This is a genomic window from Paenibacillus sp. FSL L8-0644 (assembly GCF_038008165.1).
Lineage (GTDB): Bacteria > Bacillota > Bacilli > Paenibacillales > Paenibacillaceae > Paenibacillus > Paenibacillus polymyxa_D.
The window spans coordinates 532,432-546,972 of sequence record NZ_JBBOYN010000001.1; the positions used below are offsets into that span (position 1 = coordinate 532,432).

General features: G+C 47.1%; 12 protein-coding genes and 1 tRNA gene. 5 read left to right on the plus strand and 8 right to left on the minus strand.

Going from position 1 to position 14,541, the window contains the following annotated elements:
* Window positions 1-250: 250 nt before the first annotated feature.
* Complete coding sequence (locus NSS94_RS02355) at window positions 251-1,216, minus strand: hypothetical protein (protein ID WP_341038485.1); 966 nt, start codon at window positions 1,214-1,216, stop codon at window positions 251-253.
* Between the two features lie 272 nt (window positions 1,217-1,488).
* Here NSS94_RS02355 and NSS94_RS02360 point away from each other — a divergent pair, with 272 nt between their 5' ends.
* Window positions 1,489-2,121, plus strand: coding sequence for an NAD(P)-dependent oxidoreductase (locus NSS94_RS02360; RefSeq protein ID WP_039270303.1), 633 nt, complete (start codon window positions 1,489-1,491; stop codon window positions 2,119-2,121).
* Window positions 2,122-2,154: 33 nt separating this feature from the next.
* A complete protein-coding gene (locus NSS94_RS02365; protein ID WP_341038487.1) occupies window positions 2,155-3,759 on the plus strand; it encodes an NAD(P)H-hydrate dehydratase in 1,605 nt (534 codons plus the stop codon).
* Here NSS94_RS02365 and NSS94_RS02370 read toward each other — a convergent pair.
* Window positions 3,743-4,237 (minus strand): hypothetical protein, encoded by a 495-nt coding sequence (locus NSS94_RS02370; protein ID WP_165148014.1) that lies wholly within the window; start codon window positions 4,235-4,237, stop codon window positions 3,743-3,745. The two genes, NSS94_RS02365 and NSS94_RS02370, sit on opposite strands and share 17 nt — an antisense overlap.
* A gap of 170 nt (window positions 4,238-4,407) precedes the next feature.
* On the opposite strand from NSS94_RS02370, the gene NSS94_RS02375 reads away from it, so the two are divergent.
* A complete protein-coding gene (locus NSS94_RS02375) occupies window positions 4,408-5,244 on the plus strand; it encodes an HAD hydrolase-like protein (protein WP_340931246.1) in 837 nt (278 codons plus the stop codon).
* 184 nt (window positions 5,245-5,428) lie between these two features.
* Here NSS94_RS02375 and NSS94_RS02380 read toward each other — a convergent pair whose 3' ends face one another.
* The 3 genes from NSS94_RS02380 to NSS94_RS02390 form a co-directional block, all read right to left on the minus strand.
* A complete protein-coding gene (locus NSS94_RS02380; RefSeq protein WP_341038489.1) occupies window positions 5,429-7,180 on the minus strand; it encodes a methyl-accepting chemotaxis protein in 1,752 nt (583 codons plus the stop codon).
* A 164-nt stretch (window positions 7,181-7,344) separates the two neighbouring features.
* Window positions 7,345-8,376, minus strand: coding sequence for a ribonucleotide-diphosphate reductase subunit beta (locus NSS94_RS02385; protein WP_029517885.1), 1,032 nt, complete (start codon window positions 8,374-8,376; stop codon window positions 7,345-7,347).
* Between the two features lie 20 nt (window positions 8,377-8,396).
* Complete coding sequence (locus tag NSS94_RS02390; protein WP_029517884.1) at window positions 8,397-10,730, minus strand: ribonucleoside-diphosphate reductase subunit alpha; 2,334 nt, start codon at window positions 10,728-10,730, stop codon at window positions 8,397-8,399.
* Between the two features lie 526 nt (window positions 10,731-11,256).
* Between NSS94_RS02390 and NSS94_RS02395 the strand changes: the two genes are divergently transcribed.
* Window positions 11,257-11,604 (plus strand): MTH1187 family thiamine-binding protein, encoded by a 348-nt coding sequence (locus NSS94_RS02395; protein WP_029517883.1) that lies wholly within the window; start codon window positions 11,257-11,259, stop codon window positions 11,602-11,604.
* A gap of 73 nt (window positions 11,605-11,677) precedes the next feature.
* Window positions 11,678-11,749 (plus strand) — tRNA-Thr (locus NSS94_RS02400).
* Between the two features lie 93 nt (window positions 11,750-11,842).
* On the opposite strand, the gene NSS94_RS02405 is transcribed toward NSS94_RS02400, so the two are convergent.
* The 3 genes from NSS94_RS02405 to NSS94_RS02415 all read right to left on the minus strand — a co-directional run bounded on the left by NSS94_RS02405 (window position 11,843) and on the right by NSS94_RS02415 (window position 14,500).
* Window positions 11,843-13,015, minus strand: coding sequence for a site-specific integrase (locus NSS94_RS02405; protein WP_341038491.1), 1,173 nt, complete (start codon window positions 13,013-13,015; stop codon window positions 11,843-11,845).
* Window positions 13,016-13,140: 125 nt separating this feature from the next.
* Window positions 13,141-13,764, minus strand: a complete 624-nt coding sequence (locus NSS94_RS02410) for a hypothetical protein (RefSeq protein WP_341038493.1) — start codon at window positions 13,762-13,764, stop codon at window positions 13,141-13,143.
* Between the two features lie 367 nt (window positions 13,765-14,131).
* Window positions 14,132-14,500, minus strand: coding sequence for a helix-turn-helix domain-containing protein (locus tag NSS94_RS02415; protein WP_341038495.1), 369 nt, complete (start codon window positions 14,498-14,500; stop codon window positions 14,132-14,134).
* Between the last annotated feature and the right edge of the window lie 41 nt (window positions 14,501-14,541).

A 14,541-nucleotide genomic window follows, 5' to 3' on the forward strand; every position in this document is an offset into this window, starting at 1 on the left:
ACATCATAAATTGATGGTAGTTTAACATATATGGATTTTTTTCAATAATAATACATAAAAAACGATATGATTTACATTTATATAAACAATATACCCTTTCCTTGATCATTGGCACAAGCCTAACCCCACAAAAATCCAAAAATTGTTCAAAAAACAGGACACCCCATAAACTCTTTCTTTGTTGTTGGGATGTCCTGTGATGGTATGTGATTTGCAGGCAGGATACGGGTACAGGCATGTCGATTGGTGTTTAGGATCGGATATGTTCTTCTGCCAAAGAAGAGTCAGCCGTTTTATCTTTATCTGCTACGCGTAAATCCTGATGTTGAGAAGCATCTGCCTTGATCAAGCCGGGATGACCAACATAAGGACGATCACTGCGAGAGCGGCCTCGGGTAAGTCGGAAGCCGATCAAGAACAGCACAAGCTGAACAGCCAGTATGTAGGGAGACGCTTCGGGTCCGATCCATTGAAACAGGGCGACAGCGGCGATTACCAAGCACAACAGGCTTGTTGGAAAATGGGATGCCGTCACGTCCAGATCATTTTGTCTGCGCAGGGTCATCAGCCGATATACATACAGTAGGGCGATCAGGCCTGAAACGAATTTCATCCATGCATACCCTTTGAGCCATGAGGCAGATTGTGCAGTGTCGGGCAGACTAACATCAACATGGCTGGAGGCTGTCAGTTCCACAACCAGCCTTGTGACCAACCAGACGATTCCTGCCAGTGCCAGCGGACCAGCTGCTGGACGCAATAGCTTCCACAATGCTGTTCCCCAGCCCGGAGCATGAGATTCCAGCAGAACAAGACGCCGTTCCTCAATGAGTTTGTTCATTTCACGCTCCAGTGATTTGAGAAGCAATTCTCTGCGGAACGCATCACACTCCCGAAGGGATGCTTGAACCTGCTCTTGAAGGTGAGGGGTCAAATAGGGAGCAGCTTTGGCTTCCTGAAGAGCGTGGATGAGTCCGTTCTGGTACTGCTTTTCGCTGTTATTGAACCCGTTCTGGGTAGTGGTTTGGAGACAACCAGCTAATCGTCCATAGATACGCAGCGATTCCTGTAATTCTTCCAGCCGCTGCTGACGCGAATTTCGAAGCTGGGCTGCACTGTGAACATACAGCCATACCAGCAAAGACAACGCCAGCAGGAAGGCGATCAGACCGGGTGAGATATATGCGACTAACGCCGCGAAGTCCGTCGGGGACACCCGCAATCCCTCCTTCCATTGTTCTTTCTACACTATTGCACAGACTACACAGGCATTTCAAGGGCTTGTATACCTTTGACCAGGATATATGAAGTATTTTTTGGTAAAATAGACAAGATACAAGCAGGAGGGTAGATTCGGTATGGATAAAAATATAAAAATTGCAACAGAAGATCATGAGACATCGAATCGATATCTTGCACGGGTTTAAGCTGGAGATAAAACGGATAAATAACAGTAAGTAAATTATAGACAGGAAGAAGGCAGTGAATATGAAGGTTATTATTTTCGGGGCAACAGGAACAATCGGCAAAGCGTTAGTAAAGGAAGCTATCAAGCGTAAGTATGAGGTGACAGCAGCGGTGCGCGATCCGCAACGTGTGACGGAGCAAAGTGAATACTTGACGGTGGTTCAAGCAGATATTCTAAATCCGAATTCCGTTACGGAAGTGGCTAAGGGGCACGATGCTATCATTAGCGCATACGGTCCCAAGTTTGGAGAAGAGGAAGAACTGCTCGAAGCGACTCGTTCTTTGCTGGAAGGAACTCGGCGTTCTGGCGCGGAGCGCATACTTGTCGTTGGTGGAGCGGGAAGTCTGAAAACAGAAAACGGTGAACGCCTCATGGATACCGCCGAGTTTCCGGAGGAAGTGAAGCCGCTGGCGGCTGCCCATGCAGATGCACTGGAGCTGTACCGCGCTGCGGATGTAGACTGGACCTATTGTAGTCCTGCCGGAATGATTGAAGCAGGAAAACGTACAGGACAGTTCCGTATTGGTTTGGATCATTTGGTGGTTGACGAATTAGGCCATAGCCGTATCTCGGTCGAAGATTATGCGGTAGCCCTGATTGATGAGTTAGTAGAAGGGGAATTTGTCAATTCCCGTTTTACAGTTGGATATTAATAAGCAGGGATAGCCATACGGGAGGCGAAAGGCATGTATATGGTGACCGCCGAAGAAATGCGAGAATTGGATCGCTATACAATTGACAAGCTGGGTATTCCGGCCCTTACCTTGATGGAAAATGCCGGGCGCGCGGTAGCTGACGAAGTATTGAAGCTTTCACACATAGGGCCGGGGGATATACCGGAACATGGCGGTGTTATACGGACAGAGACGTGGAGTCAAGGACGACATGACTTACGGGAACGAGAACACTGGTATATCCTCGTAGGCAAAGGCAACAACGGTGGTGACGGACTGGTGGCGGCCCGCCATTTAACCGATGCAGGTCTACGCGTCACCGTTGTGTACGTCGAGCCGCCAGACACGCTGCGGGGTGAAGCGGCTGCGCAGCGCGATATCATCGCGGCTCTGGGTATCCCGGTGATCCTCTATGGCCGGGATACCCTCGACCTGCGCGGCGCCTCCGGCATCGTCGATGCCCTGCTGGGCACGGGCACGCAAGGCCCGCCGCGCGAACCCTACGCCTCGCTGATCCGCGAGGCCAATGCCAGCGGCGTGCCGCTGGTGTCGGTAGACGTGCCTAGCGGCCTTGACGCCGACACAGGTGCACTGCACGAGCCGTGCATTCGTGCGCGCGTCACCGTATGCCTCGCCTACTTGAAGCGTGGGCTCGTCCAATATCCAGGCGCCGGGACCGCAGGCGATGTGGTGGTACGCTACATCGGTATTCCACCCGGCCTTGCCCGTGAGTGCGGCGTGCAGCTGCAGCTCTTGACCCGTGACACGCTGCGCGCTGCGCTGGACGTGGATGTAAGCCGCAGCCGCGTGCCGGATGGACACAAGGGCACCTACGGCCACGTTCTGGTCGCGGCTGGAAGCCTGCGCATGAGCGGCGCGGGCTTGCTGGCCGCACGTGCCGCCCTGCGCATCGGCAGCGGCCTTGTCACGTGGGCGGTGCCCGAAGCGCTGCTGCCGCGCGTCATTGGCGCCGCGCCGGAACTAATGCTCGCTGCCGCAGCAGCAGGCGGAGACGGCGAATGGAACGCCGACTCCGCAGACGAGCTGCTACAGCTCGCGCAGGCACGTGATGTGCTGGCCGTCGGCCCCGGCCTCGGCCGCTTTGCAGGGGACACCGGCTGGCTACGCCGCCTGTGGGAGGAATACGGCGGTCCGCTCCTACTTGATGCGGACGCCTTGAACATCCTCGCCTCGGCGGGGCCTGAGCTAGAGGCTTGGAAGCCGAGAAGTGCGGCAGTCGTACTGACGCCGCACCCCGGTGAAATGGCTTGTCTGCTGGGCATACCGACAGCAGAGGTGCAGCGTGACCGTATCACCCATGCCCGGGAGTACGCCCGAACACGTGGGGTCACGCTGGTGCTCAAAGGAGCGCGCACCGTCATCGCTTGTCCCGACGGAGCGGCCTACGTCAATACCACAGGCCATGCTGGGATGGCGACAGGCGGTGCGGGCGATGTGCTAACAGGCATCATCGCAGGTTTGCTGGCTCAGGGCCTGAGTGCTTCGCAGGCAGCAGCTTTTGGCGTGTATTTGCATGGTGCGGCTGGAGAAACAGCCGCACGTCATCGCCAGCATCCTGCCTCTGTGATCGCTGGCGACATTATTGAAGCCCTATAGGCCATAGCAGCAGTGGCAGGAGGAAGGCCAGCATGATCTGTAATCCATATTCACGGTTCAGCCAGTGCCTTCCTCCATAATACAGCAGTGTAATCCCTGCACCTGCTATGCCGTTGCTCCATGAAATGCCCGTTCCGGCAGGCGACATCAAAGAACCTAGCAGGAGAAAGACACTGAATCCTGCAGCGAGGTATAGGGTGAGCTGCTCGGGCTTGCGAAGCCAGGGTAAAAGATCGCATAGCGCATCAGCGACAAGAGCGGCAGGAAGGGCAAAACCATAGGCCCACAGCTGCGCGGTCAGTTCACCACTATTGCCTGCTATAGTCAGAGGAACCCCTATTACTTCCTCTGTCAGATAGCAGTAGACCCATAAGAGACCAAAAACCAATCCTCCACAGGCCAGTTTATTCAGCGCATAACAACCAAGCTCCATCCGCCAAGGCATTTTGGAATTAAATTCATTCCAAGGCTGTCTCATGTTGCGACTCCTCCTCTGATCACACTCGGTATTCACAACCAATCAAGGGATTTATTTTCAATTACAATCCGCTTACCGTTTACGACATTTCAGTTTACGTTAGCTGTGTATCATGTTCCTAAGCAAAATAAAGATTGCGGATAGCCGCGGTACGGAAAGGCGGGGATTGCATGATACAGGCGGTTATTTTTAATCTCGAAAGTACATTGTTAGACCCCGGAGGACGAGGCTTAACCCAGGGAATGCGTGATATTTTCAGATGGAAAGGTATACAGGTAACTGAAGAACAGGTATCTCATGGGCGAGGAATGCCGATCCGGGATCATATTGCGAATGTGCTGGGACTTTCAGAGGTTCGGAAAAAATGGCTGGAGTGCTTTGGTGCGCATCCTGGCAGAGTGGATATTGAGCATATTTATCTTGAGCTTGTCCCTGTTCTCCGCTCCTTGATCCAAGGGGCTGAGCCTGCTATCGGTATAGACAGGGCGCTGCAGGAGTTGCAGGATCGTCGCATTCAGTCAGGTGCCACTGCATCCTGTCCAATGGAGATGCTCAGTCACGTATTTACGCCTGCACAGTCACCCTATACGCTGGATTGTATGGTTGCCCCTTGTGAAGTTTCGCAGGGGAGACCTTATCCGTGGATGATCTATGAAATTGCACATCGCTTGCAGGTATTTCCGCTGAGCGATATTGTGAAAGTAGGAGATACAGCAGCCGATATGCAAGAAGGACGGAACGCCGGTGTATGGACGATTGGTGTCTTGAACCATAGCGAAAGCGTGACGACCGTAGCTCAAACGACCAGTCATGAAGCGGAAGACAGAGTGGCTGAGGAACGGCGCAGACAGAGTGTATATGGTTTGAAAAGAGCAGGAGCCCACATCGTGATGAACTCGGTCGCTGACTTGCCGCGTATTTTGCGTGAAATCGAAATGCTCCAGCATACGGGAGGCTATCCTTCTTATACGAAACAGGTGAAAACAGCGGCGCTACCCCCGTCATAAGAACGGATATGAGTCTGGAGTGCTTGAATACACACTTCTAGGTTATATGTATGCACCTACTCGGATAAAGGTGAACTCTGCTCGGCTTTCAAAACATAATAATGGAGCATTCGCTACGTTAGCGAATGCTCCATTTTAGTTTACTTCTTTTCGTTCAGTTGAATCGAATCCAACATAATATTCACTATTCAGCGTTTTTTACCCGGAACTGGTCGGCATGACGCTGCAGATTGTTTGATAGTGTGGTCAAATTGCGGGCTACTTCGGATAGTTCTTTTACCGCTAGGGCCTGCTTCTGAGCACTTGCTGATACATCTTCTGTCATTCCGGCAGTCTGCTGTGCCGCGCTGGCTGTGTGATTTAAATGTTGATCTACGCTGTGACGTACCTCTTGCATCTCTGCCGTCAATTGAGCCAGATGTGCAGCTAACTCCTGAACTTCCTGTGAGACCTGGGTGACTTTGTCAACAGACTGTAGACATACCGAAATTTGGGTTTCTTGTTCATTGACGGTCTTTATGTTTTCATCAAATTGATCACCCATTTGCTCAATTTGCTCAACAAAGCTGCTTAAGATTTCATCGATTTCACGAATCGATATGGCGGATTGTTGGGCAAGTTGTCCCATTTCATGAGCGACTACAGAAAAACCCTTGCCAGCTTCGCCTGCACGTGAGGCTTCAATAGATGCATTAAAGGACAAAATCTGCGTCTGCTTTACGATGCCCTGTACCTGCTGACCGATGTTAGCCGCCTCGCGGGATTTTTCGGTTAACGCGTGGGACATGCGTTGCATCTGCTTGATACGCAGGGCGCTTTCTCGTCCTTTTTCTAATAACAGTTCATGCTCACTGGCTACCTGATTGCGAACCTCATTGAGATGATGGGCTGTATCCGTGAATTGCTGCACATGGCTTCCGACTTCATCCAGCGTTTGTCCTAATCGGTCAGATTGTTGAACTGATTCCACCGCTTGTTCTGCTTGGTTAATAGAGACATCGGCAATTTGCTGGAGCGTACGGGACAGTTCCTCAGTCTGATGGAGTGTCCCCTCCGTTGTCACGACGATATTCTTCGAAGCATGCTGGAGTGTACTTGAACTGCTTTGAATATCCACAATCATATTCGACATGGCTTCCACCATTTTGTTCGTCAATCCGCTGATTTCGCCTAACTGATCATATGTTACTTGCGACGATGTAACCGTAAGGTTGCCGTCGGCTACTTGCTCCAGTGTATTTTTAATAAATCTCACCTGACGCAGTATCCGCCGGGTTACCAGCATCATAGCCGCAATGGAGATGATCAGAATGATGGAGATAACAGGGATAACTAATCGGTAGGCTTCGGGCAAGGTATGTTCGTATACTTCAGTTACAGAGGACAGGGATCTGTCGATTCCCAAATAACCAATGATGGTTCCGTCTGTATCCTTAATGGGAGTAAAGGAGGAAAACATCGTCCCCCACTCAGGGTCCGTTGTAATATCTGTAGTTACCGTTTCCCCTTGTTTTAATTTCTCTTCCGTTTCTTTAAGGGTAAAACTTACAGGAGTTCCGAATGGACTGTAGTCTTTATCGTCCCATGCGGCTCCATCCACCGTAATTTTCCACTCATTGCCAACCCGATTGTACATATAGATGTACAGGATTCCAGTTTGCAGCCTGAGCGTATTTAACTCGTTCCGAAGCTGCTTATACGCTCTGCTTTGCTCAGATGTATCCGTATTTAAGCTCTTGACTGCGGATTTGTTCAGTAACTGGGCCGTGTTCTTTGCCAGTGTTTCATTGTTTAGCTGCATGGTTGATAGAGAAGCATTTTGGATAGATTGATTGGTCGTCCACAGAACAATGACGCCAATCACTATTAAAGGAATGAGCAAGATGAAGTAGAGTTTGGATTGTAATCCCATTCTTTTTTTGACGCTGCTTTTCATAATATGCTCCTTACTTTGTTTTTTTTTCTTCATATATATCGTGTACAAATAGGAAAATATGAATAGTTATTCAGATGTTTCATGATTTTTTTGCGTATTTGCGTAAATTCTCATGAAAAAAGCCTTAGCCCGGTAAGCACCGAGCTAAGGCTGTATCTTATGACTTACAAATCGTCAAATCCGTTGTCATCTCCGACCTTGCCATAATTGCGTGATTTTGCTTCAAAGAAGTCCGTTTTTGTCGCATTCAGCGCTTCATCTGAGAATGGTTTGATCCAAGGCATACAGTTTACATCTACGCCTTCGTACGCTTTGTCCATACCAAGCAGTCTCAGGCGCATATTTGCCATGTATTTGATGTAATCGCTCAGCTCGTTCAAGTCGATGCCGCGAACCTCTTTGAGCGTATAATGCGCCCAATTCGTTTCCAGCTCCACAGCGCGGTCAATCATACGATAGACATAGTCCGTATTTTCCTTGGTATTCAGCTCAGGGAAATCAGACAACAGTTGCTTAAACACTTCGGCAAAGAAGTAGCAATGCTGATTTTCATCACGCTGAATATACGAGATCATTTGGCTGGTTGCCATCATTTTCTGATCACGCGCCAAGTTGTAGAAGAACGCAAACGTACTGTAAAAGAAAATGCCCTCCAAAATCAAATCCGCTACCATCGCTTGGAAAAAGGTCTGTGGGTTCTGCTCATCGCGGAACTCCTGATAAATGTCCGAGATGAATGTGTTACGCTCCAGCAGGACGGGATCGTTTTTCCAGTATTCAAAAATTTCCTTCTGTTCCTGATCTGACACCAAAGAAGACAGAACGTAGGAGTAGGACTGGTTATGCACCACTTCCTGCTGCCCGATAATCGCTGAAATAGCTTCCAATGAAGAGTCGGTAAAATAACGTTTTACATCCCCGACAAACATCGTTTGCATCGAATCCAGTACAGCCAGCAGGCCGATGTTAATTTTGAAGGTGCGCTGTTCTTCGGCATCCAGCACAGGGAACTGGGACGCATCCTTGGACATCGGGATTTCATCTGGAATCCAGTGATTCAGCAGCAGCACTTTATACAATTTGTACATATGCGGCATCCGAATATCGTTCCAATTCAAAATACCGGAGCTTTCGCCTTCAATAATACGGGTAGAGCGATTTGGCGCTTCCGTGTTAAAAATCTTCTGTAACTGCATGAGAGCTTCTCTCCTTTAGTTTAGGATGCGCAGCTATCACATTCTTCAATCGTCAGTGCGCGGCTGCGTACATAATAGGTCGATTTCATACCTGATTTCCAGGCATGGATGTGCAGCTCTAAAAATTCAGTTGCTTTAATATCAGGCCGTACATACAGGTTAAAGCTTTGGCCCTGGTCAATATGACGCTGACGTGCAGAAGCCATGTTGATCGAAGCGTGTTGATCCAGCAAGAAAGCCGTCTTGTAGTACCAGATAGTTTTTTCGTTCAAGTCCGGTGCAGGGTTAGCAATCTTGTAAGTTGTTTTCTCTTCATAGGAAAGCAGCTCATACAATGGATCAATGCTGGCGGTAGAGCCTGCAATAATAGACGTGGAACCGTTAGGCGCGATGGCGAACAGCCATGCGTTGCGGACACCGTTTTGTTGGACTTCTTCTGCAAGCTCACTCCACTCGGAGGTAGTGACAAATTTGCCTTCGCGTGTACCGTCTGTATAGCCACGGGAAGTGAAATAGTGCCCGGTAGACCAGTCAGAGCCCTCGAATTTGGCATAACGGCCTTTTTCTTTCGCTAGCTCCATGCTGGATTTGACGGCCAAGTAGTTAATCTTTTCATACAAATGATCGTTATAGGTTACCGCTTCATCGGATTCCCAACGGATACCTTCCAGTGCGAGTAGATGATGCAGTCCGAATGTACCCAGACCGACAGCGCGATATTGGCTGTTCGTATATTGTGCTTGCAGTACTTCAATGTTGTTGATATCAATAACATTATCCAGCATACGTACCTGAATCGGCACGAGGCGATCCAGCACACCTGCCGGAACCGCACGAGCCAGATGGATGGAGTTCAGGTTGCACACCACAAAGTCGCCAGGAATTTTGGAAATAACGATGCGCGTTTGTCCGTCCTTGGTGACCAATTCTTCTTTTTCCACTACAGTTGCAGATTGGTTTTGCATAATTTCCGTACACAGGTTGGAGGAATACACCATACCATGGGCGCGGTTCGGATTGGCCCGGTTTACCGTATCACGGTAGAACATGTAAGGCGTACCTGTTTCCAGTTGCGACTTCATCAGGCGCTTCATAATGTCGATGGCAGGCACTGTAATACGAGAGAGAATGGGATGCTGTGACGCCTCCTCATACTTTTCGCGGAAGGTACCTGAACCGAAGGTTTCATCATAAAAATCTTCCAGTCCCAGTGGACGACCGTTGTCATCTTTCCAGCCCATTACTTTCTTCACTTCATGCGGACAGAACAGATTCCATTCGCCCCGTGCTTCGACCCGCTCCATGAACAGATCGGGCAGACATACGCCATGGAACACGTCATGTGCACGCATCCGCTCGTCACCGTTGTTCAGCTTCAGGTCAAGGAATGCGAGGATGTCCTTATGGAATACGTCCAGATATACGGCAATTGCACCTTTGCGAGTACCCAATTGGTCTACGCTAACAGCTGTATTGTTCAACTGGCGAATCCACGGAATGACGCCGGAACTTGTATTTTTATGTCCACGGATATCGGAGCCACGCGCCCGTACTTTACCAAGGTATACGCCGATGCCGCCGCCCATTTTGCTAAGACGGGCTACATCCGTATTGGAGTCGAAAATACCTTCCAATGAGTCGTCTACGGTGTCGATAAAGCAGCTGGAGAGCTGTCCGGCCACCTTTTTTCCGGCATTGGACATAGTTGGTGTAGCTGCTGTCATGTACATGTTGCTCATCGCCCAGTATGCTTCTTTGACCAGCTCCATCCGCTTGTCGGCAGGCTCTTGGTGCATCAGGTACATCGCGATGATCATGTAGCGTTCTTGAGGCAGTTCCATTACGCGTCCGTCAAAATCGTTGGCCAAATAGCGCTCAGACAGTGTTAACAGCCCGATATAATCGAACAACAGGTCATTTTTCGGCAAAATGGAATCGCCCAACTCATCAATCTGCTCCTTGGTATAGTAGTCGAGCAGTTCTTGACGGTAAATTCCTTTTTGGACCAAATCAGTGATCAGTGGATAAAAAGCGCCGTAAGGCTCGTCCGCATAGGATTTGTAACGGCGGTGAGTAGCCGCTTTTTTATACAAGGAAGTGAGCAAAGCACGTGCAGCGGCAAATTTCCAGTCCGGTTCTTCCTTACTAACCAATTCAAGGGCAGCCATTGCAAACGCGTTGCTAATGTCATCCCCCGTGACTTCGTCCCGGCGCAGCTTGCTAGTTACACCGCGAATGAGTCGATCCTTATCCAGCTTGTCCAGTCCGCTGAGTACACGGTCGGCATATACGGAGATGCGTATTTCGTCAAAAGCCAACTGGCGATTGTTTGGTTTGGTTACGAGTTGTGGCATAGGATTAATTCCTCGCTTTCCTGATTTGGAATCATACTTGGGAATAGGCATGAAAATGATCATGATGAGAAGATAATGGCGAAAAAAGCGATGGTCAGACAGCATTTGGGGGCTGTATGTAATCCAATAACATAGAAATAGCGATGTACCTGCCAATGAAGGGGGAAAAGATGGTTCCCGTACGATTTATCGGCTACATCACTATATTTAGACGTGTTATGAATATTTAACCCAACATATTGTGTGTAAAAACTTAAAATTTCAAATAAGTGCAAGGAGTATTATAGCAACATTCGAAGCCATACGTAAAGGAAAAGGAATGGAAAATCAAAATATACAGAGAAGTCGCGGGCTGTATTTGAATTGAGACAGTTTGAACGGTACAATGAATGATAAAGATGTTTCCTACAGAAACAAGCAGCATACATATGAACTTTTTTTGTGAAATAAGGCTGCTCGCTCTATCGGACTGAAATTTTAGATTTTTAAAGAAGCGATGATTTTAATTTTAGGGAGGAACCTGGCGATGGCTATTGCAGAAGTGACAGTGATCCCGATTGGAACGGGGAGTACAAGCCTGAGCGACTACGTTGCCCAGATGCAAAAAGTGTTGAAGACGCAAAAAGGAATTACCTATGAGCTTACCTCCATGAGTACGATTATTGAAGGTTCGTTGGACGATGTATTCACCGCCATCGCTGCGCTGCACGAAGCACCATTCCTGTCAGGAGCGAAGCGTGTTTCCACCTCGGTCAAAATTGATGATCGCCGTGACAAGCCTTCCTCCAGTCACCAAAAGCTCCGTTCCGTCGCAGAGAAACTATCTGGCACCGTGACAGGAAATGTTACCGAACTAAATCCAAATCCTAGTTGAAAAAGTTGATGTAAGTGATTGATTTTTATGTAACTAAGAGTATAATAGTTTTTGTTGTCAGTTACACTGACCTGCTGGTGTAGCTCAGGGGTAGAGCAACGCACTCGTAATGCGTAGGCCGGGGGTTCAATTCCCTTCACCAGCATTCTATAAAACTCAAGCACAGCGCGGCTTCCAAGCTTTTTGGAGGTCGCGCTTTTTTGTTAAATTGAGCATTTTTCTACCATTTTTCTACCCTTTAGTCTAGTAAAGTGGGTTCTTCGGTGCTAATGTTCTCTCCTGTGATTGAATCGCCAATGTTTTTTAACACCGCTTCTTGGAGATTCGGAAGAACATGTGAATAGGTATCCAGAGTTACATTGATAGACGAATGTCCAAGTCGCTCTTGAACGATCTTTGGATGGATACCAGCTTTGAGAAGTAGCGTTGCATGAGTGTGTCGCAGATCGTGGAAACGAATTCGGGGGAAATCGGGATGTTCCTTTACAATTCTGTCCAAAATACGATAGTAATGTCTCATTAGATTGCGGGGGCCAAGAGGCGTTCCCACACTCGTTTGAATTACTAAGCCTGAATCATTGTATAGCTTATTTCTGGCTTGCTCATATTCTTGCTTTCTAAAGTGATTTTCCAAAAAATTAACGGTATTAGCAAACAGTGCGATGGAGCGAACGCTGCTATCATTTTTAGTATCGTCAAGGTCATGTCCTATTTCAGAAATGGTATAAGCTTGTCGAACCGAAGCAGTTTTCCTCTGCAAATCTACCTCTGTTCGGGGGAGGGCGAGTATCTCACTTTGACGCATGCCAGTAGAGGCAGCGAGCTCGAAGGCCATGAAGTATTGATCTTCAGATGCGGCGTCAAGGAATGTTTTTAATTGATGCTCATTCCAAACCTCAAATTTTTTCTTTTTTCCTTGGGGCAAGTCCACATACGAGGCAACATTCTGTGTGATAACCCCCCAGGCTACTGCCCGGTTTAAAGCATCTAAAACTAGGACGTGAGCTTTCTTGATAGAGCTTACAGATAATTTGGGTAGCAATGTTTCGTGATATAAATTATGGAGGTGCTGTGGTTTTAATTTTGTCATCTGCACTTTCCCCAGATTCGGCACAATGTGTGTGTTTACAAGCCACTCATAAGACTTCCAAGTACCGTGTTTAACAGAGGTTTTTTTGTCTTTGAGCCAGGTCTCCATAATTTCACCGAAAGTTTTCTTGGTCGGTTCTACAAAGGTTCCTTTATTAAAAGCACTGAGAATGTCAGGCATTGCACGTTCAGCATCTCTTTTCTTATCGAAGCCTCCATTGGGGCCGGTAAGCCACTTCCTGCGACGCTTTCCTGTTACTTCATCTTTCATATCCACGACGATGTAGTATTTCTTCCCTTTCTGGGCTATATGTCCTCTCATGACGAACCTCCTAATTAAAATAGGGAATGTATGTTCTATTTTTGTTCCAAAAGAAAAGCCCGAAAAGGGCTTTAGGTTATATTGTACCGAAACTCCAAACGTTTGGAAATTTGTTTTGGGTGTTTTTATTTGGCAGGTGTGATATCAAAAACCACTGTCGTTTTGTCATGTATTCCCAATCTGTATTTGATGCCATTTCGAACTGTAGCTTTATTAAAATCTTGCAGGTTTATATCCTTATCAAACAGTCCTATATCTTTTAAAACTTCCTGTGCATCATCGGAAGTATATTTATTATTAGTCGTCATTATAAGCGTCCCAATAGCGGCAAATAACTTTTCACCAGTCTTATTTGTCAGATCTCCTTTCCCGAGGACCATGACTTCTGACAACTTCAGTTCAGTATTTATAGTACCTATCATACGCAAATCTTCATTAAAAGCATGTTGGAATGCCAATACCCTATTTTTATTAAATTGTGATTTTAGCTCGGATATTTTTAAATAGTCTAATTTATATCTTTGAGCAACGGTGTTGAATGCTTCTGTAAAATCTCCCACTGTCATATCGAATACGTATGTGTTTAAGTCAACTTCGGAAGCAGCTTTAACATCTTTATTAGTAGGGGTATCAACTGTTGCCTGAGCTGTCTCGGTAGTTTCAGTATTTTGATTTTGTGCTTCACCCTCTGTGCCACACCCTGCTAGAACTACTGTTGTCATAATAATTGTTAATAGAATTCTTTTCACGTTAATCTTCCTTAATATTGCCCCATCGGCTGGGGGACTTGCTGATTTGTATTGGTGGTGAAAAAAGTTACAAAAATATCCTTCCCTAAAAAGTCATTCTTCGTGGGAAGGGCATATGGATATATAATTTATTTGTCTATAGTTTGATAAACTCAATCTCCTATATTCTTGAAACAATAGAATACAAATAAACGTATAAAATTATACTGTGCAAAACATGAAATTAATCCAGATATTGAATGGAAGTGCAACCAACTATGAAAAACGAATTTAAAAATATGTTATCGGACATTGAACAACTGAACCAAGAAAAGCCGGAAGAAGTCTATGCATTCATAGAAACTAAATTGCTTGATTACATAGACACTTATAAGTCTTCATAGACCAACTTAATCATCTTCTCCAATGTTTCTCTATTTTGTGGGTCGGTTAGATCAATATTGTATTTCTTCACCAACTCCTTGAGTACATAGTCTGTAGTCTCTTGAGATAAATCATTCTTTTTAGAATTAGAGCCACTTTGTTCATTCCAAGGGGTGTCGGTACGCCCGAGTAGATAATCCGTATCAACGTCGAGGGTGTCCGCCAAAGCTACCAAGGTCTCATTTGAAGGAGTGCTATGCCCATTTTCGTAATTACTTATAGCCGCCTTGGTTAAGTTAACTTTTGAAGCTAATTCTTCTTGAGTTAGCTTTTTCTTTTTTCTTCGATACGCAACTCTATCTCCGCGAAACACACAACTTCCCCCTAAACAATAATTATAAAAGTACATGTATA